Annotated in this window: 15 protein-coding genes and 1 pseudogene; 8 read left to right on the top strand and 8 right to left on the bottom strand. The window is 41.6% G+C overall.

The annotated features are described in order from the left end of the window. Positions 1-10: 10 nt before the first annotated feature. Genes CZ487_RS26645 through CZ487_RS13655 form a run of 5 tightly spaced genes read right to left on the bottom strand, consistent with a single transcriptional unit; the run spans position 11 to position 4,693 of the window. On the bottom strand, positions 11-154 hold the full coding sequence (locus CZ487_RS26645) for a hypothetical protein (RefSeq protein ID WP_154676036.1): 144 nt from the start codon (positions 152-154) through the stop codon (positions 11-13). A 21-nt stretch (positions 155-175) separates the two neighbouring features. Beyond that, positions 176-388: a heavy-metal-associated domain-containing protein gene (locus tag CZ487_RS13670; protein ID WP_077212831.1), complete on the bottom strand. Its 213-nt coding sequence runs from the start codon at positions 386-388 to the stop codon at positions 176-178. 14 nt (positions 389-402) lie between these two features. Beyond that, positions 403-900 carry a helical membrane plugin domain-containing protein gene (locus tag CZ487_RS13665; RefSeq protein ID WP_077212829.1) on the bottom strand — a complete coding sequence of 166 codons (498 nt, stop codon included), beginning with the start codon at positions 898-900 and terminating at the stop codon, positions 403-405. Further along, positions 875-3,856, bottom strand: coding sequence for a formate dehydrogenase subunit alpha (gene fdhF, locus CZ487_RS13660; RefSeq protein WP_077212827.1), 2,982 nt, complete (start codon positions 3,854-3,856; stop codon positions 875-877). The genes CZ487_RS13665 and fdhF overlap by 26 nt, the downstream gene beginning before the upstream one ends. 3 nt (positions 3,857-3,859) lie before the next feature. After that, the gene (locus CZ487_RS13655) at positions 3,860-4,693 is read right to left on the bottom strand and encodes a formate/nitrite transporter family protein (RefSeq protein ID WP_077212826.1); all 834 of its coding nucleotides are present in this window, start codon (positions 4,691-4,693) and stop codon (positions 3,860-3,862) included. Positions 4,694-4,826: 133 nt separating this feature from the next. Here CZ487_RS13655 and CZ487_RS13650 point away from each other — a divergent pair, with 133 nt between their 5' ends. Further along, positions 4,827-5,045 (top strand): hypothetical protein, encoded by a 219-nt coding sequence (locus CZ487_RS13650; protein WP_077212824.1) that lies wholly within the window; start codon positions 4,827-4,829, stop codon positions 5,043-5,045. Positions 5,046-5,153: 108 nt separating this feature from the next. On the opposite strand, the pseudogene CZ487_RS27720 reads toward CZ487_RS13650, so the two are convergent. Then, positions 5,154-5,255 (bottom strand): annotated as a pseudogene (locus CZ487_RS27720) (peroxiredoxin); the annotation flags it as partial. A 104-nt stretch (positions 5,256-5,359) separates the two neighbouring features. On the opposite strand from CZ487_RS27720, the gene CZ487_RS13640 reads away from it, so the two are divergent. The 6 genes from CZ487_RS13640 (at position 5,360) to CZ487_RS13610 (ending at position 14,752) form a co-directional block, all read left to right on the top strand. Continuing rightward, positions 5,360-6,256 (top strand): sulfurtransferase, encoded by an 897-nt coding sequence (locus CZ487_RS13640; protein ID WP_077212821.1) that lies wholly within the window; start codon positions 5,360-5,362, stop codon positions 6,254-6,256. Between the two features lie 1,074 nt (positions 6,257-7,330). Next, positions 7,331-8,770: a DDE-type integrase/transposase/recombinase gene (locus CZ487_RS13630; protein WP_077211710.1), complete on the top strand. Its 1,440-nt coding sequence runs from the start codon at positions 7,331-7,333 to the stop codon at positions 8,768-8,770. Between the two features lie 406 nt (positions 8,771-9,176). Further along, positions 9,177-10,616 carry a DDE-type integrase/transposase/recombinase gene (locus tag CZ487_RS13625; RefSeq protein ID WP_077211710.1) on the top strand — a complete coding sequence of 480 codons (1,440 nt, stop codon included), beginning with the start codon at positions 9,177-9,179 and terminating at the stop codon, positions 10,614-10,616. A 443-nt stretch (positions 10,617-11,059) separates the two neighbouring features. Beyond that, positions 11,060-12,142, top strand: a complete 1,083-nt coding sequence (locus tag CZ487_RS13620; protein WP_077212810.1) for a GerAB/ArcD/ProY family transporter — start codon at positions 11,060-11,062, stop codon at positions 12,140-12,142. Further along, the gene (locus CZ487_RS13615) at positions 12,139-13,581 is read left to right on the top strand and encodes a spore germination protein (protein WP_077212808.1); all 1,443 of its coding nucleotides are present in this window, start codon (positions 12,139-12,141) and stop codon (positions 13,579-13,581) included. Before CZ487_RS13620 ends, CZ487_RS13615 begins: the two co-directional genes overlap by 4 nt. Before the next feature lies 1 nt (position 13,582). Further along, on the top strand, positions 13,583-14,752 hold the full coding sequence (locus CZ487_RS13610; protein WP_077212804.1) for a Ger(x)C family spore germination protein: 1,170 nt from the start codon (positions 13,583-13,585) through the stop codon (positions 14,750-14,752). Positions 14,753-14,904: 152 nt separating this feature from the next. On the opposite strand, the gene CZ487_RS13605 is transcribed toward CZ487_RS13610, so the two are convergent. Both CZ487_RS13605 and CZ487_RS13600 read right to left on the bottom strand, forming a co-directional pair. Next, positions 14,905-15,138 carry a DUF3953 domain-containing protein gene (locus tag CZ487_RS13605; RefSeq protein ID WP_077212801.1) on the bottom strand — a complete coding sequence of 78 codons (234 nt, stop codon included), beginning with the start codon at positions 15,136-15,138 and terminating at the stop codon, positions 14,905-14,907. Positions 15,139-15,326: 188 nt separating this feature from the next. Beyond that, positions 15,327-15,587, bottom strand: coding sequence for a hypothetical protein (locus tag CZ487_RS13600; RefSeq protein ID WP_237562884.1), 261 nt, complete (start codon positions 15,585-15,587; stop codon positions 15,327-15,329). A gap of 7,377 nt (positions 15,588-22,964) precedes the next feature. Here CZ487_RS13600 and CZ487_RS13595 point away from each other — a divergent pair. Then, a complete protein-coding gene (locus tag CZ487_RS13595; protein WP_202617835.1) occupies positions 22,965-24,050 on the top strand; it encodes a M14 family zinc carboxypeptidase in 1,086 nt (361 codons plus the stop codon). Positions 24,051-24,322 lie beyond the last annotated feature (272 nt).

Here is a 24,322-nt window from a genome sequence, read left to right as displayed (position 1 = left end):
AACCTTCCCATTATTCAAAACGGTCAAATGGATGAAAATTTCGGTCTTGCTGACAAGTATCACAAACGTGAAGCAACCCTGTTTCCATTCTCGTTTCGTCCTTCTCACTTTGACTCCATTCTTCCTCTGTTCCGCAAACTTCACAAACCTTCATCCTTTTTCCCTCCTTTCACTCCTACTGCTTCGTCACATGAAAACCAGAATCAATCACCGCTTGTTCAAAATCCTGCAATGAGGCAGACTTCTCATCAAAACTGAACAGTGCTTCTTTACTGTTAAAATTGACCTCTGCCTCTCGAATCCCCCAAACTTCGTGTAAAGCATGAAGGACTTTATCTGCATCATCCTGGGATTCTACTCCCTCAAGTTTCAACTTGGCTTTTTCCATCCTTCAACCTCCCTTTAATGAACATTTTTCGGGTCCTGATTGAACGCTTCTCCCATTCCATGTAAAAATTCCATCATCGTAGACAAGGAGGCTTTAACATCAGGGTCACGCAAGCTAGTCCCTAACTTCCATAAACTTTGATTTTCACCATTTTTTAAAACTTCCGCAGACCGGTCGAATCCTTGACTAACTCCATTGAGAATCGCTTGAAGCTGATCCGGGTCAATGGATCCTAAAAATTTAAACGCATTCATAGCATTTTTGATCGTATTATGCATGGCGGGCTGATTAATCTGCTGAATGGCGATTGCGCCAATATCTGTACGCTGCTCCAGCATTGCTTTGGCAGCGTCTAAAACCCCCATTTCATGCAGTCCTTTTAAAATGTCAATCGTGGTGAGCAGTACTTCTTTATTCTCCGTTATCGCATTCAATAGTTCTGATACAGCTTGCATCTGTTCTGTCACGGGATTTGGAACCGATTTACTAATTTGCCTGATTGCCTTCGCCATATGCCTCCCCCTCTGCACTAAACAATTCTGGAATTGGTGTAAAATCAGGACGCGCCCATTTATCTTCAACTTTTACACTAAGCTGCGGAATCCGATTGCCAAAACGGTAATTAACCTTTGGCAAAGGAGATTCACCTTTTTCTTCAAGGATCTCCATTTTCACACCCATCTCTTTGTAGTTTGGAGTGTGGGTTATTTTATCATGATAACTGCTTGTTAACCGGTTAACGGCTTCGTATTCTTCACTGCTATTCATTGTTAAGTAAATCTCATTTCCTTTAACGCGATCGGTCACGATCACACGGACTTTGACTTGGCCATAAGGGGATACCAAGCGAACCAGTGAACCGTCTTCAAGGCCCCGCTCTTGCGCCAATTCTTCAGAAACATCCAGCCACGGATGCGGTACTTTATGCGTTAATCCTTCTGAACGATACGTCAAGTTCCCTTCATGGAAATGCTCCAGTAATCTTCCGTTATTTAAATGCAGGTCATACTCTTCCCCGGCGTTAAACGGCGGAGTCCATTCCACTGGGAATAACCGTGCTTTCCCATCAGGGAAGAAAAAACGATCTTCATATAAAAGCGGAGTATCCGTACCATCTTGATCAACAGGCCAAACCAAGCTTTCCCAGTCTTCCAGACGTTCATAGCTTACCCCTCGGAACACCGTCGCCAACGAAGCGGCTTCTGCCATGATTTCCCCTGGGTGCTGATAATTCCAATTAGCACCAAGACGATTAGCGATTTCTTGAAAAATCAACCAGTCTGGCTTTGAATCCCCAAGCGGCTCAAGCACCTTATGGAATCGCTGAATGCGGCGTTCCGTATTCGTAAAGGTTCCTTCTTTTTCAAGACTTGGAGCAGCTGGTAAAATAACATCCGCATACTGTGCTGTTCTTGAGAAAAAGACGTCTTGAACGACAAAGAATTCTAGCTTTTCAAACGATGCTTCCACATGGTTGGAGTTGGAATCAACAATCGCCATATCCTCACCGAAAAGGTACAGCGCTTTCAGTTTTCCATTATCAATAGCCTCGACCATCTGATGATTATTCAAGCCAGGTTTCTCTGGCAAGCTAGCGCCCCAAGCTTTTTCATATCGTTCACGTACTTCTTTGTTTTGAACAGGCTCATAACCTGGGTACCAAGCAGGCATTGTTCCAAAGTCGCATGCGCCTTGAACATTGTTATGACCTCTTAAAGGATATGCTCCCGTACCAGGACGTCCAAAGTTTCCAGTCACAAGCAAGAGATTGGCTATCGCGGTACTTCCGTCAGTACCTCCTAAATGCTGGGTAATTCCCATCGCCCATAAAATACAAACTGATTTCGCTTCATGAATCATTTCAGCCAGCTGGATCAGTTCTTTACGGGATAAACCAGTAATTTCTTCTGCGTACTCGAGCGTATATTTCTCAAGGGATTCTTTATATTTCTCAACATCGTTTACTCGATTTTGTAAAAACTCCTTGTCTTCCCAGCCTTGATCGAATATGTATTTTGCCACCGCATTCAACCATACAATATCGGTGCTTGGCTTAGGATGAACATGAAGGTCAGCACGTTCCGCAAGCTCATGTTTACGAATATCAGAAACAATCAATTTTTGCCCATGCAGTTTGTGAGCCCGCTTAATACGCGTCGCTAAAACTGGATGAGACTCTGCCGGGTTCGCCCCTACGACAATGACTAATTCTGTCTGTTCAATATCACGCATCGTTCCCGAATCAGCCCCAATTCCGACCGTTCTCATTAAACCAGCCGATGCAGGTGACTGACAATAACGCGAACAGTTATCGATATTATTCGTTCCCATTATCGCACGTGCAAACTTTTGAAAAATATAATTCTCTTCATTGGAACATTTTGAAGAAGCAATATAACCGATTGAATCGGGTCCATGCTCTTCCTTAATACCACTCAGTTTCGTTGCAATTAAACCTAAAGCTTCGTCCCATGTTGCCTCAACAAATTCGTCTCCCTTGCGGATTAAAGGCTTGGTGAGACGTTCCTCGCTGTTGACGAAGTCCCACCCCCATTTGCCTTTTACACAAGTTGAAATTCCGTTTACAGGAGCTTCGGCCTGCGGTTCTATTTTTAAAATGTCACGATCCTTCGTCCAAACCTCAAAGCTGCATCCGACCCCGCAATAAGTACAAACGGTCTTTGTTCGTTTGATGCGGGATTTTCTCATTGCTGCTTCTACTTCAGATATCGCAAAAATTTCCTTATAACCCGGTTCTACTTCTTTTGTTAAATCGATCATCGGCTCAAGAATCTTTGGCGGGATAGCCGTTAAGTAGCCCGCTTCTCCAAGCATGGATTTCTCCATTAACGCATTACAAGGACATACAGTCACGCAATGTCCACAAGATACGCAGGACGATTCGTCAATGGGAACATCATTGTCCCAAATGACACGAGGAGCTTCTCGTTTCCAATCAATCGTTAACGTTTCATTGACCTGCAAATCTTGACAGGCTTCTACGCAGCGGCCGCATAAAATACACTGGTCCGGTTCGTATCGGTAAAAGGGGTGCGAGTTGTCAGGCGGATAAGGTTTCGGTACAAATTCGTATTTTTGGTGCTCTACTTCCAAGTACTCCGCCGTATTATGAACGACACAGTTACCGTTGTTGTTATCACAAACCGTACAATACAGCTCATGATTTTTTAAAATTCTCGACATCGCTTCATATTGTGCATCCTTTACTGGCCTTGAAAGCGTGTCAACCTTCATATCTGGCTCTGCCTTGGTTGTACAGGCACGCACCATTTCTCCTTCCACATTCACAAAACAAGTATCACAAGTTTGAATTGAACCTAGATTTGGATGATAGCAGATGCTCGGAATAAAGTAATCTTGTGATTGTGCAACTTCTAGGATTGTCTGGCCCTTTTTTGCAGAATATTCTTTGTCATTGATTTGGATAGAAAAAGTAGATTCCTGCATGCTCTACCTCCTTGCTTTTTGTCTGTTTTTTATTTGCAATAGATTACTTCCTTTTTCCACAACAGGCTCCGCATTGCCGATATACGCAATATAATAGGCAAAGGCAACAAATAAACCTCCCCCGATTACATTCCCAATGAAAACAGCAATGAAGTTTCCGAAATAGTCAACCCAGCTAAAATAGCCGGCAAAAATCGCTGCGGGTATTAAAAACATATTTGCAACTACGTGTTGAAAGCCTATCGCGACAAATCCCATAATTGGAAACCAAATCGCGAGAATTTTCCCGCCAATATCATCTGCACCATAGGATAACCATACGGCAAGACCAACCATCCAATTACAGCCAATCCCAGATATGAGGCTTGCCCAAAATCCAGCATTGAGCTTTCCTTCTGCCATGGCAATTGTGCTTGATAAATATGGCTCGGTTTCTGTTAATCCAATGACATGTCCAAACAAGTAAGCAACAAAAATACTGCCTGCAAAATTACTAATTGTAATCCAGAACCAGTTGTTCAGTAATTTAGATGTAGTTGTTTTACGTGAGGCCCAAGCAATGGTCACGGCCATCATATTCCCAGTAAGGAGTTCGCCGCCAGCAATAATAAGTAAAATGAGACCTACCGGAAACACGGCTGCACCTAAAAAAGTATTAAAAGTCCCCCATTCAGCCGGAAGCCCTGCCACAATTCTTATATCAAGAAGAAACCCCATTGCGATAAAAGCTCCGCCAAGAAAACCAAGCATAAGCATCGTTACCAATGGCAATGAAGCCTTGCGAGCTCCGGCTTCAACCGCTAACTCAGCAATTCGCTGTGGTTGATGAAACCCCATGTATTCTCCTCCCTTTCTCGTAATGTTTATAGAATTTCTTAAACATCAAAAATAATTCATATAACCGAAAACACAAGGTATAAAGAATGATGTGATTATGAAAAATATCACCAAAGAAATGAGGAGGAGTACCATGGACAAAGAGCAAGTGTTTCAAAGTGTTGAATCAATGATTACATCATCTACAAAACAACCAAAGTATATGTCACTTTCAACCGTGAAAATGGCTGATTTATACGGAACCAACCCAGAAATCATTCAACAGACGATCGATGAGCTTGTCCAAGAAGGTCGTTTGCTTAAGACCAACTTATCCGATCTTCCAAACTACGAAGTTTATATGCTCCCCTAGTTAAAAAGGACAGGCAGCCTTCTTGAGCAGATGGCGCCTGTCATTATTTTTCATAATCATTAATAAAAGTTAGTGTTTTACCTATTAACCTAATAGATGTGAGCTGCCTCAAATTCTGCCAATGTACTTCGGGTCCCGTATAATGCCTGGTTGACCGGGTACCCAATTAGCCGGGACTCCTTCCCCGGTTCTTCTGCCATATTTACTGCCACTGTTGAAAACCTGCGGTAAAAACCTTCAAGACCTAATAGTTTTTCTTTTTTTGGAAAGGTTAATCTAGAAGGTTTTTGATTAAGGTTAACCGGAGGGAACAAATGAGTAAGCATCCATTGATTGTGAATACAGAATGGCTAGCGGCTAGATTAGAAGATCCAAATTTAAGGATAATTGATGCCACTACCTTTTTGAAAATGCCTGAGAAAGAAGGAGAACAGGTCGGAATGTGGTCTGGCAGAGACGCCTATAATAAAGGTCATATCCCAGGGGCAGTGTATGCGGATTTAATGAATGAATTATCCGATCCTGAAGCCTCTCTTCCCATGACCGTGCCGCCAAGAGATCAATTTGTCAAAAAAATGGAGGAACTCGGTGTTGGAGAAGGAACATACGTAGTCATCTACGATCAAGGGGCGTTGGTAGGCAGTCCGGTGGTCGCAGCACAGTGGGCTTCACGGTTAGCGTGGCAGCTGCGATACGAAGGATTTGATGATATTTCTATACTAGAAGGCGGCTTTCAAAAATGGAATGATGAAGGACGTCCCATCACAACTGAGCCCGGCCATTATCCTAAGGGGAATTTTACCGGCCAACGCCGTCCAGAATTGCTGGCAACGAAAGATGATGTTAGAGAAGCCATGCAAAATGAAAATATAGTTCTCATCAATAGTTTATCACCAGAAGATTTCCGAGGTGAAACAAACACTTACCCACGAAAAGGTCATATCCCTAGCAGCGTAAATGTCTTCTTTGGAGGTCATGCTGACCCGAATACTAGACAAGTGTATGATGAATCTAAATTGCGAGAGACTTTTGAAAAAACAGGTGCATTGGATCCTGCTAAAAAAGTGATTACCTATTGCGGGGGTGGAATTGCCGCTACCTGGAATGCACTTCTTCTAAATATGCTGGGGCAAAAAAACGTAGCCGTATATGACGGCTCGATGAATGAATGGGCAAGCGATCCTGATTGTCCGTTGATTACTGGGATTTAAATCTCTAATAAGCTATAAAGATGGGAGGTACGCAAAACTTCCCATCTTTTTTATATAAAATTAGCTGTACTGCTTCAGTAGCGAGACCTATCTCCTTTCTGTAATAAATATAATGACAAATACGAGAGAAATCTTACCGGAAATATGGATACCCAATAATTACCTTTTACTGTTAAAAAGTTTACTTTCCTCAGGATCGTGTCTATTATGGTAACAATTAGCAAAGGAAGTGCCTTTAATTTGCTGTTCTTTTGTTCAGAAAAATACATCGTTAATAACGTTTCAAGAGTGATATATATTTTGACAAAAGAGTAGTGATGATACCATCGCTTTGTTGTAAATTTTACAGGTATGAACCTGAATTTCTGAAAAATCGAAAGTGAAAATAAAAAATTCAAATAAATTACGTGGAAGGTATTGTAGTGAGTCATAGTTGTAATGAACTTGTTTCCTTTTTTCAACCCCTTATACCAACCATCACTGATAAAAAAATAAACAAAAATAGAGAACATCGTATAAATGGTGTTCCACCAATTATTTTTAAAAATATTTAACATGATAAATATTCTTTCGATAAAAACAAAATAAAGGGTAAATAAGAGTTTTATTTTCCATCCTAATTGGTAAGAAGATATGAATATCGCAACCGTTGGAACAAACAATCCTTGGGACAAAACAGACCCAAACGAATTGTCTTGTTCTTTATTTTTTAAGAGATTGGTTTTATAACTATATGCTTTTGATATATATAACGGGTATTCAAAATAAAAAGCTAAACCTACTATAGACAAAAATGTGAGGAGTATCGTCTTTCTATCTTTCTTTTTATAAAGAACATAAAGTAGAAGAAAAAAGTGAACAAAAATGAGCAATGTATAATACTTTGAGTTCTGATTTTTCTTCATCTCATAACCCTTTCACCTGTTCGTTTTTCGTATTGTCAAAACTTTTATAAGAAATAGGCTATTAAATACCTTGATAGAGGGCTTTATAAGCAAAAAAATTGCCACCCCCTGAATTCTAAGGATAATTGAGGTTACCACACACCCAACAACCTAGAATGGAAGTGACAATTTGTACCCTCAAATTATAACCTATTTATTAACTTTTATAAACTATCAAGAACAAATGATTCGAACATTACTTACCTTATTAATTGGTAAAAGTATGTTTGATAAGCCAACAGAACAGCCGGTGAATAAACCCTATCGTAAACTTCAGGTAGATGATCTACCGATCATAGAACTACTAGAAAATCTCGATTATCAACTTCTCCTTACTGAATACTTAGAGAAAAACGGGAAACCCCTTAAACCTGTTCAAAGGCGTAAGAATGCAAAAATTTCAGTCCCTAAATCTATGAACTGTCCAAAGTGTGGTGCTCCATCAGATTACCTTTATGCCAATAATGGAGATAAAGGACAGTATCTATGCAAAGTCTGTTCCTGTCTTTTCAATGATAAAAGCCGTTATTCCAAAGAGGCCATTTTGAAGTGCCCTCATTGTTCGAAGACTCTAGAAAAAATCAAGGAACGTAAAGACTTTGATGTGTACAAATGTAAAAACAATGATTGTTCTTACTATCAAAAGAAAATAAACGCAATGTCTTCAAAAGAGAAGAAAAGGTTTAGAAAGGACCCTCAGGCATTTAAACTGAGATACATTTTTCGTCAGTTTCATATTGAATTTCAACCTTTATCCAAAGATTCACCAGAGTTGCCGAGAGTGGATTTATCTAGGATTTATGCATCCCCACATACCTTAGGACTTATATTGACCTATCATGTAAACTATGGCCTTTCGGCCCGTAAAACAGCCGCGATTATGCAGGATGTTCACGGAGTTATGATTTCTCATCAGACGATATTGAACTACGAAAATAGTGTTGCGCTCTTGCTTAAGCCTTACGTCGATCACTATCCGTATGATCTTTCAGATCAATTTTGTGGTGATGAAACTTATATTCGAGTGAATGGACGCTGGCATTATTTGTTTTTCTTTTTTGACGCAGTGAAAAAGATCATCCTATCTTACCCGGTGTCTGCCAATCGAGATACAGCGTCAGCCATTCGTGCGATAGATGAAGTGTTAGTAAAGATGAAAGAGATTCCAAAAGACCTTACTTTTGTAGTGGATGGAAACCCAATCTATCTTTTAGCACAACACTTTTTCGCTCAGCATGATATTTCTTTTGATGTGAAGCAAGTGATTGGGCTTACAAATGAAGACCCAGTCTCAACGGAATACAGACCTTTAAAACAGATTATAGAGAGGCTCAATCGAACATTTAAAGGCAACTATCGCTCGACTCATGGATTTGGTTCGGAAAAAGGATCTGTATCCTTTGTCACTTTGTTTGTGGCCTATTTTAATTTTCTACGGCCTCATGCATCCTTAGAAGGAAAAGTGCCTGTGGTAAACCCTCAATTACAAGGGCTTCCCACCATGCCAGCACGTTGGACAAAGCTTATAGAGTTAGCCCAACAATGGATTATCGAGCAACAGGTAGCCTAACTTTTTGTTTAGCAGAGCCCTTAAGCTATTCAGCAATCGGCGGAGCGAACTCTTGACAAACCGAACTTGCCAATGGTTTAAAATGGAAACAACCAAGGGCTTATTTGGTATGCCTTCTTTTTGTCCTCTTCGCCCTTGATAGCCTTTTGTTAAACCATTGGCGTGTTTGTCAAGAGCGATTGCGTGGCCTTACCACATAAAAACTGGAAGGAATCAAAGGGTTAGTGTTAAGTTTTCATAGAACTTTTTACACTACCTTCCCATTCGTATTGTCAAAACTTTTATAAGAAATAGGCTATTAAATACCTTGATAGAGGGCTTTATAAGCAAAAAAATTGCCACCCCCTGAATTCTAAGGATAATTGAGGTTACCACACACCCAACAACCTAGAATGGAAGTGACAATTTGTACCCTCAAATTATAACCTATTTATTAACTTTTATAAACTATCAAGAACAAATGATTCGAACATTACTTACCTTATTAATTGGTAAAAGTATGTTTGATAAGCCAACAGAACAGCCGGTGAATAAACCCTATCGTAAACTTCAGGTAGATGATCTACCGATCATAGAACTACTAGAAAATCTCGATTATCAACTTCTCCTTACTGAATACTTAGAGAAAAACGGGAAACCCCTTAAACCTGTTCAAAGGCGTAAGAATGCAAAAATTTCAGTCCCTAAATCTATGAACTGTCCAAAGTGTGGTGCTCCATCAGATTACCTTTATGCCAATAATGGAGATAAAGGACAGTATCTATGCAAAGTCTGTTCCTGTCTTTTCAATGATAAAAGCCGTTATTCCAAAGAGGCCATTTTGAAGTGCCCTCATTGTTCGAAGACTCTAGAAAAAATCAAGGAACGTAAAGACTTTGATGTGTACAAATGTAAAAACAATGATTGTTCTTACTATCAAAAGAAAATAAACGCAATGTCTTCAAAAGAGAAGAAAAGGTTTAGAAAGGACCCTCAGGCATTTAAACTGAGATACATTTTTCGTCAGTTTCATATTGAATTTCAACCTTTATCCAAAGATTCACCAGAGTTGCCGAGAGTGGATTTATCTAGGATTTATGCATCCCCACATACCTTAGGACTTATATTGACCTATCATGTAAACTATGGCCTTTCGGCCCGTAAAACAGCCGCGATTATGCAGGATGTTCACGGAGTTATGATTTCTCATCAGACGATATTGAACTACGAAAATAGTGTTGCGCTCTTGCTTAAGCCTTACGTCGATCACTATCCGTATGATCTTTCAGATCAATTTTGTGGTGATGAAACTTATATTCGAGTGAATGGACGCTGGCATTATTTGTTTTTCTTTTTTGACGCAGTGAAAAAGATCATCCTATCTTACCCGGTGTCTGCCAATCGAGATACAGCGTCAGCCATTCGTGCGATAGATGAAGTGTTAGTAAAGATGAAAGAGATTCCAAAAGACCTTACTTTTGTAGTGGATGGAAACCCAATCTATCTTTTAGCACAACACTTTTTCGCTCAGCATGATATTTCTTTTGATGTGAAGCAAGTGATTGGGCTTACAAATGAAGACCCAGTCTCAACGGAATACAGACCTTTAAAACAGATTATAGAGAGGCTCAATCGAACATTTAAAGGCAACTATCGCTCGACTCATGGATTTGGTTCGGAAAAAGGATCTGTATCCTTTGTCACTTTGTTTGTGGCCTATTTTAATTTTCTACGGCCTCATGCATCCTTAGAAGGAAAAGTGCCTGTGGTAAACCCTCAATTACAAGGGCTTCCCACCATGCCAGCACGTTGGACAAAGCTTATAGAGTTAGCCCAACAATGGATTATCGAGCAACAGGTAGCCTAACTTTTTGTTTAGCAGAGCCCTTAAGCTATTCAGCAATCGGCGGAGCGAACTCTTGACAAACCGAACTTGCCAATGGTTTAAAATGGAAACAACCAAGGGCTTATTTGGTATGCCTTCTTTTTGTCCTCTTCGCCCTTGATAGCCTTTTGTTAAACCATTGGCGTGTTTGTCAAGAGCGATTGCGTGGCCTTACCACATAAAAACTGGAAGGAATCAAAGGGTTAGTGTTAAGTTTTCATAGAACTTTTTACACTACCTCGTTTTTTATATTTTATTATCTTTCTCAATTGGATATTAATACCCATTATTTTATGGGTAACGGCTGTCCTTATGCCCCGCTCCCCCTCCTTTTCTATCAAAACCTTTATCACAGTTTAACTTGTATAAAATGGAATGATATCCAAACAATAACTAGTATCGACCCAGATATTGGTGGTGGTACTGTGACGTTTTCCCGGCTTCAAATGTTTTTTGTGCTGACGTTGTTTATTGGTATATCGAATCATGTGTTGATTATGCCTCACTTGTTAACGACGGGAAAGCGTGATGCATGGGTGTGTGCCTTGATTGCTTATTTTTTCTTGATCCTTTGGGGATTCCTAATTTTTTTGATTATGAAACGAAATCAAGAAAGACAAAGATTGTACGACTGGGTAAAGGCACGTACTGGCAAGGTGATCTCACGCTTGATTATTGCATTTCTGTTCCTTTATGTATTAACCATTAGTGGTATATCCTTTTATGACTTAATACAATCGGTGAATATTTATTTTCTTCCACAAACTCCATCGTTTGTGGTTATGCTGCCCTTCCTATTAATATGCGCCTTTTCCGCCTATAGCGGAATGAAATCGATTGTTTATATGTCCGCGGTTTTATTGCCAATCGTATGGTTGTTAGGGTATTTTGTTGCCTTTTTCACGATGCAGGAAAAAGATTATTCTTACATTTTTCCAATACTGGTTGAAGGCTATGATCCAATTATAAAAGGGATCATCGTCATTCTTGGCGGGAGTGCAGATTTTCTAATTCTTTTGATGGTCCAGCATCATATGAAGAAATCATTTAGTTTTTTCAATCTTTTTATTCTGATCACGACTCTGACTGGATTGATCCTCGGTCCAACGCTAGGGGTCATCTCATCATTTGGGCCAACTGTAGCAGCAGATATGCGCTTCCCTGCATTTGAACAGTGGAGGCTGATTACTTTGGGGGAATATGTTTCCCATGTAGACTTTTTAGCCGTTTTTCAATTGTTAAGCGGAGTGGTTATTCGCGTGTCTTTAGGATTATATCTGCTCTTAGATTGCCTGAAGATGCGTTCTAATCGAAAAAAAATCATACTACTCGTAATCGTGTCTCTTGCATTAGCAGTTGTGACAACTGTTCCAACAAGTGATATGTGGGTTCAAATCATGGTCGGGAAATTCTTTTATCCAATTGCTTTTATTAGCAGCATAATCTTTACGTTTGCCCTGCTTTTGATCAGTTATCTGCCTATTAAGAGAGGATATCAAGACGTATGAACGAGAACCAAATGGATGAATTACAAAAGGCTTTACAAAATGGAGAATTGACTACTGAGGATATCAACAGTTTTTTCAAACACTATGGTGATATTGAATTTATTTCGCTGGAGGATGATTTAGCACTTCAAGTGTTCTATTGTAAAGGAATGCTGGATACCTCTCAGCTAAATGAATATTTCAATCGTATTCTTCTAAGTATCAGTACCGACGAGCACCATCGGAATCAAATCGGTGAACTTCCTCCTGTCAAGCATGTCCGAAATATCAAGGAAATGCTGAATTCTGTATTTTCGGGGTTTCTTATTCTTTACAAGGAAGGCACCTCTTTTTTTCATGTATTTGATATTGGCAAAATTCCTCAACGTAATCCGGAAGAATCTACTACAGAGGTGTCAATCAAGGGTCCAAAGGATAGCTTTACAGAGGAAATGAATGTTAACATCTCACTGATTCGGAAAAGGATGAAGTCTGAACAGCTTTATTGTGAGTCCTTTGTATTAGGATCTCTTAGTAAAACCGAAGTATCTTTACTCTATTTAAAAAATAAAGCCAATATGGAAGTCATTGAAGAAGTTAGAAAGCGTTTGGGTGAGTTTGAATCGGAAAGTGTGATAAGCAGCGGCCAATTGGAGCAATGGTTATCTGATAAAAGCTTTTCTCTCTTCCCATTGATTGATTATATAACCCGTCCAGATTTTGCGATAGAAACCATGCTTCGGGGAAGATTTATTCTAATTGTAAATGGTTCCCCCTCTGTGTTAATTGGTCCGATTAATATTTTCGAGCTCGTTAAGTCACCTGAAGATATTCATTTCCCCTATTATTTTGTGATGTTTGGTCGTATTCTTCGGATTATTGGCTTATGTATTGCTATTTTCCTGCCAGGGTTTTGGGTAGCATTATCCTCTGTCAATATGGACCAACTCCCTTTTGCCTTGCTGGCTACAGTGATCGTATCTCGAGAGGGCTTGCCTTTACCGATTGGATTAGAAGCCTTTTTTATTCTTGCCCTTTTTGAATTATTAAGAGAAGCCGGGATTCGCATGCCTACGGTTGTTGGACAAACCATTTCCATTGTTGGTGGATTGATTATTGGAGATGCCGCTATACGTGCAGGAATGGCATCCCCTACGATGATCGTCATGATTGCATTGACAGCCGTTGCCAGCTACACACTCGTTAACCAATCCCTTGTCGGTACCGTTACCGTTTTACGGCTCTATATTTTGCTACTTTCGATTTTTTTGGGCGTTTACGGACTTTTTATTGGTTTTTTCAGTACACTCCTGTATGTGAGTAATCTTGAATCCTTTAAAATCGCTTATCTTGAGCCTGTTGCCTCCTTAAATTTTAAGGAAATATTGGCTGCATTTACTGTGAACCCTTTTAATCGAAAGAAATTTGAAACTTCTTTTATACAGAGGCGGCGAAAATGATATGATTCGTAGATTTTCTAAAACTTGGTGGCTCATCATCATCTTGTGTTTGATGTCCGTCACTTCATGCAGCAGCGATATCGGTGAGATCGAAAACCAAAACTATGCAACAGCTATCGGCGTGGACTTTGTGGACGACGAATACGTGATTTATATTCAAATGATTGGTTTAGGTTCCATCGCAAAAAGCGAGAATGGTGAAAAAAGTCCTCCTAAAGTGTATGTTTCAAAAACAAAGGGTAAGACCTTTATTGATGGGTTTTTTAAAGCTTATCATACGGCACAGGAACGGATCCTCTGGGCTCATGTCACAGCGATTGTCCTTTCTCAATCCGCTCTAGAGCAGGGATTGGGAAATATTTTTGATGGATTAACGCGATACTATGAGTTCCGCCCAACCCCGTGGATGTTTGCGACAAAAGATTCTATCGAAGACATTCTGACAGCTTCCGGCTTCTTTCAGCAAAGTTCCTTGAATACGATTTTACACAGTCCAGAGAGTTCTTATGAACAAAGCTCTACGATTAAGCCTGTAAAATTAAACAGAATGGCAAGGGAAGTCACTGAACCAGGACGAACCACCTATTTGCCTTCTCTTTCTGTCAATAAGAAACAATGGGCAATTAACAGTAAGAAAGAGCCGAAATTAGAAATCAATGGTGCCTTCTATCTTAAGGGACAAGACTTCCAAGGTTTTTTCTCTTGGGAGCAGCTCAAGGGAATGCGATGGATTACATCCGAAACGCAGCGGGCTTCTTTGCTCGTGCCAGAGGGGAATAATCCAGAATTTGTCGCTGTTCTTAAAAATCAGGCTTTTGACATTCAACCTATTAAATCTAACGATAACTTTGAGTTCAAGCTTACCTATCTGGCGACGGGTCTGATCAGTAATCGGATGAAAAATAATGTGATAAATATTGAGGCAATGGAAGACTTCACCCAGGAAACAATTATTGCGGAAATAAGGGATCTATACCAATTAGGTCTAAAGCATAACGTGGACTTTCTGAACCTTGAGCATCAGCTTTATCGAAAGCATCATTCTGACTGGAAAAGGCTAAAGGAGCAGGAAACTCTCTTAAGGGAAGATAGCATAAAAGGAATTCATGCAGCGATTACGCTTGAACATTCAGGTTCATTTAAAAATAGAAAAATTAGAATTGGGGAATGAAGTGGAAAAAGGACTATCTTTTCCTTGCTTGCTGGAAGTTAGTCCTTTTTTTGTAATTTATTTTGTAAGTATAAAAATAAAGCTAAAGGCATGGCCAAAGTAAAGATCGGAATCAATAGAAACACTATGAATACTATCCTACGTCACCTCTGTTAATTCAACAGAACACTTTTAATAGAAACGAATAAAGAGAGTAGAAAAACTACAATGAGCAGTCCTCCTGTTATTTTCCGTTCCTGCTGCAGTTCGCGTATTCCCATCATCAGTAATGCTAGACCTAAGAAAAAGATGACAAGTGGCTGGACTGCGAAATTTCTGCTAAACATTTCATATATTAGAAACATTAGAGCGATTATCGAAAATGTAATCTGTAAGATTTTTATCAAAATAGACCCCCCAATATATTTCAACACAAAAGAAGCTTATCCTTTATAAAAATATGGTTCACACATGTATTCATCGTATCTCCTTATGTTTTCTGGAAAAGAATAACCTTTACTAAAACCGCACTGCAGAAAAAAGAGCCTTAATCATTTTAATGATTTACGGCTCTGTATCCCAGTTTGCAAACACATTAATGTGGAATTGGGTTAGTAGAAAGGTAGATTGCCATCACTATACTAAAACCACCTAGGATCAACAGTGCTGCAAAGAACACTTTTCTCCATAATCCACCTTGAAAATAGATATTCACTAAAAGGTAATAGATGCTGGCACTTCCCAAGAAAAATAATAGAAAATTGCCGATTTCATCCGAATAAACTGGACTTGTGACAAGGGTTAACGCAATTCCGCCAAAGATGAAGAGTCCTATTACATTTAATAATTTTCTCAAGCTTAGCTCCTTTTTAGTTGAAGTTTCTAATTTCTGAGACGTTTGACTATTAGTTTGCAAAACTACACCCCGCTTATTAAGTTTCAATTATTTTTACGAACTTATTAGTCAAAAGTTTCAAAACTTCTTGATTTCTTTTAACCTAACTATTAGGATCTCACTAATACAAATCCCCAGTATAGAATACTCATAATGAAAAAAATAAAAGCAAACGTACTCAATGCATTGGGTAATTTTCCATGGAAGTATATTAATAATAATCCAATTAATAGATGAATGATGAAAAAAAGGAAAATACTCACTTAACTCACCCTCTCCTAAATGTACCCTTCTTCCTTCAAATGACCGGATGTTCAGCCATATCACATCATCGGTAACTCAATTATCTTCCTAGAACTTTTGCTAATTAGTAGATTGGGAATGACTGTATTGATATCCTCTTGCTGGAGTCCGAATGACCTTCGGATTCAGACTCAGTGACTGGGGTTCCTCTGACTGGAGTCCGAATAGCCTCCGGATTCAGACTCAAAGCCAGGGTTTTCTCTTGCTAGAGTCCGAATAAACTTCGCATTCAGACTCAATTCCTGGATGTCCTCTTGCTGGTGTCCGAATGACCTTCGGATTCAGACTCAGTGACTGGGGTTCCTCTGACTGGAGTCCGAATAGCCTCCGGATTCAGACTCAAAGCCAGGGTTTTCTCTTGCTAGAGTCCGAATAAACTTCGCATTCAGACTCAATTCCTGGATGTCCTCTTGCTGGTGTCCGAATGACCTTCGGATTCAGACTCAGTGACTGGGGTTCCTCTGACTGGAGTCCGAATAGCCTCCGGATTCAGACTCAAAGCCAGGGTTTTCTCTTGCTAGAGTCCGAATAAACTTCGCATTCAGACTCAATTCCTGGATGTCCTCTTGCTGGTGTCCGAATGACCTTCGGATTCAGACTCAGTGACTGGGGTTCCTCTGACTGGAGTCCGAATAGCCTCCGGATTCAGACTCAAAGCCAGGGTTTTCTCTTGCTAGAGTCCGAATAAACTTCGCATTCAGACTCAATTCCTGGATGTCCTCTTGCTGGTGTCCGAATGACCTTCGGATTCAGACTCAGTGACTGGGGTTCCTCTGACTGGAGTCCGAATAGCCTCCGGATTCAGACTCAAAGCCAGGGTTTTCTCTTGCTAGAGTCCGAATAAACTTCGCATTCAGACTCAATTCCTGGATGTCCTCTTGCTGGTGTCCGAATGACCTTCGGATTCAGACTCAGTGACTGGGGTTCCTCTGACTGGAGTCCGAATAGCCTCCGGATTCAGACTCAAAGCCAGGGTTTTCTCTTGCTAGAGTCCGAATAAACTTCGCATTCAGACTCAATTCCTGGATGTCCTCTTGCTGGTGTCCGAATGACCTTCGGATTCAGACTCAGTGACTGGGGTTCCTCTGACTGGAGTCCGAATAGCCTCCGGATTCAGACTCAAAGCCAGGGTTTTCTCTTGCTAGAGTCCGAATAAACTTCGCATTCAGACTCAATTCCTGGATGTCCTCTTGCTGGTGTCCGAATGACCTTCGGATTCAGACTCAGTGACTGGGGTTCCTCTGACTGGAGTCCGAATAGCCTCCGGATTCAGACTCAAAGCCAGGGTTTTCTCTTGCTAGAGTCCGAATAAACTTCGCATTCAGACTCAATTCCTGGATGTCCTCTTGCTGGTGTCCGAATGACCTTCGGATTCAGACTCAGTGACTGGGGTTCCTCTGACTGGAGTCCGAATAGCCTCCGGATTCAGACTCAAAGCCAGGGTTTTCTCTTGCTAGAGTCCGAATAAACTTCGCATTCAGACTCAATTCCTGGATGTCCTCTTGCTGGTGTCCGAATGACCTTCGGATTCAGACTCAGTGACTGGGGTTCCTCTGACTGGAGTCCGAATAGCCTCCGGATTCAGACTCAAAGCCAGGGTTTTCTCTTGCTAGAGTCCGAATAAACTTCGCATTCAGACTCAATTCCTGGATGTCCTCTTGCTGGTGTCCGAATGACCTTCGGATTCAGACTCAGTGACTGGGGTTCCTCTGACTGGAGTCCGAATAGCCTCCGGATTCAGACTCAAAGCCAGGGTTTTCTCTTGCTAGAGTCCGAATAAACTTCGCATTCAGACTCAATTCCTGGATGTCCTCTTGCTGGTGTCCGAATGACCTTCGGATTCAGACTCAGTGACTGGGGTTCCTCTGACTGGAGTCCGAATAGCCTCCGGATTCAGACTCAAAGCCAGGGTTTTCTCTTGCTAGAGTCCGAATAAACTTCGCATTCAGACTCAATTCCTGGATGTCCTCTTGCTGGTGTCCGAATGACCTTCGGATTCAGACTCAGTGACTGGGGTTCCTCTGACTGGAGTCCGAATAGCCTCCGGATTCAGACTCAAAGCCAGGGTTTTCTCTTGCTAGAGTCCGAATAAACTTCGCATTCAGACTCAATTCCTGGATGTCCTCTTGCTGGTGTCCGAATGACCTTCGGATTCAGACTCAGTGACTGGGGTTCCTCTGACTGGAGTCCGAATAGCCTCCGGATTCAGACTCAAAGCCAGGGTTTTCTCTTGCTAGAGTCCGAATAAACTTCGCATTCAGACTCAATTCCTGGATGTCCTCTTGCTGGTGTCCGAATGACCTTCGGATTCAGACTCAGTGACTGGGGTTCCTCTGACTGGAGTCCGAATAGCCTCCGGATTCAGACTCAAAGCCAGGGTTTTCTCTTGCTAGAGTCCGAATAAACTTCGCATTCAGACTCAATTCCTGGATGTCCTCTTGCTGGTGTCCGAATGACCTTCGGATTCAGACTCAGTGACTGGGGTTCCTCTGACTGGAGTCCGAATAGCCTCCGGATTCAGACTCAAAGCCAGGGTTTTCTCTTGCTAGAGTCCGAATAAACTTCGCATTCAGACTCAATTCCTGGATGTCCTCTTGCTGGTGTCCGAATGACCTTCGGATTCAGACTCAGTGACTGGGGTTCCTCTGACTGGAGTCCGAATAGCCTCCGGATTCAGACTCAAAGCCAGGGTTTTCTCTTGCTAGAGTCCGAATAAACTTCGCATTCAGACTCAATTCCTGGATGTCCTCTTGCTGGTGTCCGAATGACCTTCGGATTCAGACTCAGTGACTGGGGTTCCTCTGACTGGAGTCCGAATAGCCTCCGGATTCAGACTCAAAGCCAGGGTTTTCTCTTGCTAGAGTCCGAATAAACTTCGCATTCAGACTCAATTCCTGGATGTCCTCTTGCTGGTGTCCGAATGACCTTCGGATTCAGACTCAGTGACTGGGGTTCCTCTGACTGGAGTCCGAATAGCCTCCGGATTCAGACTCAAAGCCAGGGTTTTCTCTTGCTAGAGTCCGAATAAACTTCGCATTCAGACTCAATTCCTGGATGTCCTCTTGCTGGTGTCCGAATGACCTTCGGATTCAGACTCAGTGACTGGGGTTCCTCTGACTGGAGTCCGAATAGCCTCCGGATTCAGACTCAAAGCCAGGGTTTTCTCTTGCTAGAGTCCGAATAAACTTCGCATTCAGACTCAATTCCTGGATGTCCTCTTGCTGGTGTCCGAATGACCTTCGGATTCAGACTCAGTGACTGGGGTTCCTCTGACTGGAGTCCGAATAGCCTCCGGATTCAGACTCAAAGCCAGGGTTTTCTCTTGCTAGAGTCCGAATAAACTTCGCATTCAGACTCAATTCCTGGATGTCCTCTTGCTGGTGTCCGAATGATCTTCGGATTCAGACTCAGTGACTGGGGTTCCTCTGACTGGAGTCCGAATAACCTCCGGATTCAGACTCAAAGCCTGGGTTTTCTCTTGCTAGAGTCCGTATAAACTTCGCATTTAGACTCAATTCCTGGATGTCCTCTTGCTGGTGTCCGAATGACCTTCGGATTCAGACTCAGTGACTGGGGTTCCTCTGACTGGAGTCCGAATAGCCTCCGGATTCAGACTCAAAGCCAAGGTTTTCTCTTGCTAGAGTCCGAATAAACTTCGCATTCAGACTCAATTCCTGGATGTCCTCTTGCTGGTGTCCGAATGATCTTCGGATTCAGACTCAGTGACTGGGGTTCCTCTGACTGGAGTCCGAATAGCCTCCGGATTCAGACTCAAAGCCAGGGTTTTCTCTTGCTAGAGTCCGAATAAACTTCGCATTCAGACTCAATTCCTGGATGTCCTCTTGCTGGTGTCCGAATGACCTTCGGATTCAGACTCAGTGACTGGGGTTCCTCTGACTGGAGTCCGAATAGCCTCCGGATTCAGACTCAAAGCCAGGGTTTTCTCTTGCTAGAGTCCGAATAAACTTCGCATTCAGACTCAATTCCTGGATGTCCTCTTGCTGGTGTCCGAATGACCTTCGGATTCAGACTCAGTGACTGGGGTTCCTCTGACTGGAGTCCGAATAGCCTCCGGATTCAGACTCAAAGCCAGGGTTTTCTCTTGCTAGAGTCCGAATAAACTTCGCATTCAGACTCAATTCCTGGATGTCCTCTTGCTGGTGTCCGAATGACCTTCGGATTCAGACTCAGTGACTGGGGTTCCTCTGACTGGAGTCCGAATAGCCTCCGGATTCAGACTCAAAGCCAGGGTTTTCTCTTGCTAGAGTCCGAATAAACTTCGCATTCAGACTCAATTCCTGGATGTCCTCTTGCTGGTGTCCGAATGACCTTCGGATTCAGACTCAGTGACTGGGGTTCCTCTGACTGGAGTCCGAATAGCCTCCGGATTCAGACTCAAAGCCAGGGTTTTCTCTTGCTAGAGTCCGAATAAACTTCGCATTCAGACTCAATTCCTGGATGTCCTCTTGCTGGTGTCCGAATGACCTTCGGATTCAGACTCAGTGACTGGGGTTCCTCTGACTGGAGTCCGAATAGCCTCCGGATTCAGACTCAAAGCCAGGGTTTTCTCTTGCTAGAGTCCGAATAAACTTCGCATTCAGACTCAATTCCTGGATGTCCTCTTGCTGGTGTCCGAATGACCTTCGGATTCAGACTCAGTGACTGGGGTTCCTCTGACTGGAGTCCGAATAGCCTCCGGATTCAGACTCAAAGCCAGGGTTTTCTCTTGCTAGAGTCCGAATAAACTTCGCATTCAGACTCAATTCCTGGATGTCCTCTTGCTGGTGTCCGAATGACCTTCGGATTCAGACTCAGTGACTGGGGTTCCTCTGACTGGAGTCCGAATAGCCTCCGGATTCAGACTCAAAGCCAGGGTTTTCTCTTGCTAGAGTCCGAATAAACTTCGCATTCAGACTCAATTCCTGGATGTCCTCTTGCTGGTGTCCGAATGACCTTCGGATTCAGACTCAGTGACTGGGGTTCCTCTGACTGGAGTCCGAATAGCCTCCGGATTCAGACTCAAAGCCAGGGTTTTCTCTTGCTAGAGTCCGAATAAACTTCGCATTCAGACTCAATTCCTGGATGTCCTCTTGCTGGTGTCCGAATGACCTTCGGATTCAGACTCAGTGACTGGGGTTCCTCTGACTGGAGTCCGAATAGCCTCCGGATTCAGACTCAAAGCCAGGGTTTTCTCTTGCTAGAGTCCGAATAAACTTCGCATTCAGACTCAATTCCTGGATGTCCTCTTGCTGGTGTCCGAATGACCTTCGGATTCAGACTCAGTGACTGGGGTTCCTCTGACTGGAGTCCGAATAGCCTCCGGATTCAGACTCAAAGCCAGGGTTTTCTCTTGCTAGAGTCCGAATAAACTTCGCATTCAGACTCAATTCCTGGATGTCCTCTTGCTGGTGTCCGAATGACCTTCGGATTCAGACTCAGTGACTGGGGTTCCTCTGACTGGAGTCCGAATAGCCTCCGGATTCAGACTCAAAGCCAGGGTTTTCTCTTGCTAGAGTCCGAATAAACTTCGCATTCAGACTCAATTCCTGGATGTCCTCTTGCTGGTGTCCGAATGACCTTCGGATTCAGACTCAGTGACTGGGGTTCCTCTGACTGGAGTCCGAATAGCCTCCGGATTCAGACTCAAAGCCAGGGTTTTCTCTTGCTAGAGTCCGAATAAACTTCGCATTCAGACTCAATTCCTGGATGTCCTCTTGCTGGTGTCCGAATGATCTTCGGATTCAGACTCAGTGACTGGGGTTCCTCTGACTGGAGTCCGAATAACCTCCGGATTCAGACTCAAAGCCTGGGTTTTCTCTTGCTAGAGTCCGTATAAACTTCGCATTTAGACTCAATTCCTGGATGTCCTCTTGCTGGTGTCCGAATGACCTTCGGATTCAGACTCAGTGACTGGGGTTCCTCTGACTGGAGTCCGAATAGCCTCCGGATTCAGACTCAAAGCCAAGGTTTTCTCTTGCTAGAGTTCGAATAAACTTCGCATTCAGACTCAATTCCTGGATGTCCTCTTGCTGGTGTCCGAATGATCTTCGGATTCAGACTCAGTGACTGGGGTTTCTCTGACTGGAGTCCGAATAGCCTCCGGATTCAGACTCAGTGACTGGGGTTCCTCTGACTGGAGTCCGAATAACCTCCGGATTCAGACTTAAAGCCAGGGTTTCCTCTTGCTAGAGTCCGAATAAACTTCGCATTCAGACTCAATTCCTGGATGTCCTCTTGCTGGAGTCCGAATAACCTCCGGATTCAGACTCAAAGCCAAGGTTTTCTCTTGCTAGAGTCCGTATAAACTTCGCATTTAGACTCAATTATATTAAATAAACAAACGGAAAAATTGAAGTGATTAGAGTTATCATTATATTTGTTTCCACATTTTCTAATCCCTTTTTATAAAAATATACTTTGAAACCTTTTATTGAACAATTACTGCCTTTTTATCGCCAAATTTGTATATAAAAATTCATCTCCAATCTTACTTAAAATTATTAATCTATTCATATATTCACTAATATTAATGAGTATAACAGTCCTTTTCAAGGCATGATACAAAAAGACTAATTAAATATGCATCAATTATTGTAAGTGATATAACGCTTTTTATTCCCCACTTTTGCCTCCCATGATTACAACGGCTTTAAACTCGTAAACACCTAATTGAACGTTCTCAATTTTTTAAAAAATTCACGTTAGTACTTTCTATTCATTTTCTATTTTTTTCCTTTTATAAAATGAGTCTATGTACTAATTTCTCTTGCTCTTATTCCTAAAATCATATTCTTTTTATAGGTAAAATTAGTTATCTAAACTTTCTGTAAATACCATTCAACCGTAATATAAAGGAACAAATCCCCATAAAACTAAGTATTCATATTAGTTTACTACAAAATTAGTAATTTATGGGTGTGTTTTCCATTATTGATATTGAATTATACTAATTACCAATACAATTGAAGTGGAGATTGCTAGATTTCACCACTTCAATTCGTACATATCACAAAATTTGAATGGGAGGTCATGTTTTTGAAAAAGGTATTTATTTTTTTAGTAAGTACATGCTTGCTGCTCACGGTCTTTTCGTCTTATGTATTGGCCAAAGCAAATCATCCATCAACTGAAGGGAATACGAATATTTCTAGTATTCTAACGTATGATGACATGATTAAGGAACTGGAATCGCTTGAAAAGAGAAGTAAAGGTAAGTTAGTAGTAGAGACGTTAGAAGAATTAGGCTATGAAAATAGCAAAAGTGAAGAAGGCCGTGATTTATATGTTGCAAAAATCGGAAAAGGTCCTGAAAAAGTATGGATCCAAGGCCGAATCCACGGAAATGAGCCATATGGTACCGAAGCTACTTTAGAACTACTTAAAATGTATGTTAGCAACCAATCACCGGAAATCCAGAAAGTTTTAGAAGAGCTAACGCTTTATGTCATCCCTATGTATAATCCGGATGGAAGTGAAAAGAATACTCGTGGAAATAAAGATTCTATCGATTTAAACCGTGACTGGAAGAAAGATGGATTTGAAGCAGTTGAATCGCTAGCTTGGTTCACCTACTGGGCAGAAGTTAAGCCAGATTTCGGAATTGATATTCACCACCAAGGATTAAAAAAGGATTCTCAAACAGGTGAAGCTGTAACGATGTCGCTTGGGGTTTCATTAGCACCAGGTGGACCTACTCTTCCAGGAATTAAGAATGGAGAATATGATGAAGTTACAAGACAAGCCCAAGTATACGTGTATGATTCTTTAAAAGATTATGGGTATACGAATATTGATCGTTACACAACAGGCAATGCAAGAGATGGCTTCACTGAAATTGATATAAAAGGCGGTGTTGTTTCAGCGATGATGCTTGGCCTTGAATATGACGGTATAAACGAAGACAATCATAGTCACCCAGCTGTTTTCTTTGAAACATCCGGAAATACGCGTGACGGCAACTTAGGTCAGAAAGCTCGCGGCCATAATATTCGACATAATGTCCTAGGTATCCAAAATCTGCTTTATGGATTAGCAACAGGTGAAGTGTACGATGTTAACGCTGATAGATGGGATGACATCCCTCGTCCAGACATCAAAGGTTACCAGACGGATTACAACTAATTAACCAATAAAGAAAAACCGTACCAAAAAGGATTCAATTTTCGCCTTTCGGTACGGTTTTTTTTATACCTGACCTTTCCGTGATACCTCCATTAACAAAAAACTCAGCACCAGTAAAGTAACTTGATTCACAGAAGCTAAGTATAGAACAAGATTTGTGACTTCTTCAGGTTGTGCAATGCCTTTAATGGAATATGTTTGGTGAATCCTTTCACTGCCTCTTTCGGTTTTTCCCCTAGTAAGATTGCCGCCTGCCTCACCACTCTATTGCT

It is taken from the genome of Robertmurraya dakarensis (assembly GCF_900156875.1).
Lineage (GTDB): Bacteria > Bacillota > Bacilli > Bacillales > Cytobacillaceae > Robertmurraya > Robertmurraya dakarensis.
The sequence above is the reverse complement of the archived record's forward strand: the minus strand, read 5'-3'. Positions and strand labels throughout refer to the sequence as shown.

What these genes read in the sequence shown, in the direction of transcription:
- CZ487_RS26645 (WP_154676036.1), bottom strand. Translation starts at nt 154, where the DNA reads ATGAAGGTTTGTGAAGTTTGCGGAACAGAGGAAGAATGGAGTCAAAGT.
- CZ487_RS13670 (WP_077212831.1), bottom strand. Translation starts at nt 388, where the DNA reads ATGGAAAAAGCCAAGTTGAAACTTGAGGGAGTAGAATCCCAGGATGAT.
- CZ487_RS13665 (WP_077212829.1), bottom strand. Translation starts at nt 900, where the DNA reads ATGGCGAAGGCAATCAGGCAAATTAGTAAATCGGTTCCAAATCCCGTG.
- fdhF (WP_077212827.1), bottom strand. Translation starts at nt 3,856, where the DNA reads ATGCAGGAATCTACTTTTTCTATCCAAATCAATGACAAAGAATATTCT.
- CZ487_RS13655 (WP_077212826.1), bottom strand. Translation starts at nt 4,693, where the DNA reads ATGGGGTTTCATCAACCACAGCGAATTGCTGAGTTAGCGGTTGAAGCC.
- CZ487_RS13650 (WP_077212824.1), top strand. Translation starts at nt 4,827, where the DNA reads ATGGACAAAGAGCAAGTGTTTCAAAGTGTTGAATCAATGATTACATCA.
- CZ487_RS13640 (WP_077212821.1), top strand. Translation starts at nt 5,360, where the DNA reads ATGAGTAAGCATCCATTGATTGTGAATACAGAATGGCTAGCGGCTAGA.
- CZ487_RS13615 (WP_077212808.1), top strand. Translation starts at nt 12,139, where the DNA reads ATGAACGAGAACCAAATGGATGAATTACAAAAGGCTTTACAAAATGGA.
- CZ487_RS13610 (WP_077212804.1), top strand. Translation starts at nt 13,583, where the DNA reads ATGATTCGTAGATTTTCTAAAACTTGGTGGCTCATCATCATCTTGTGT.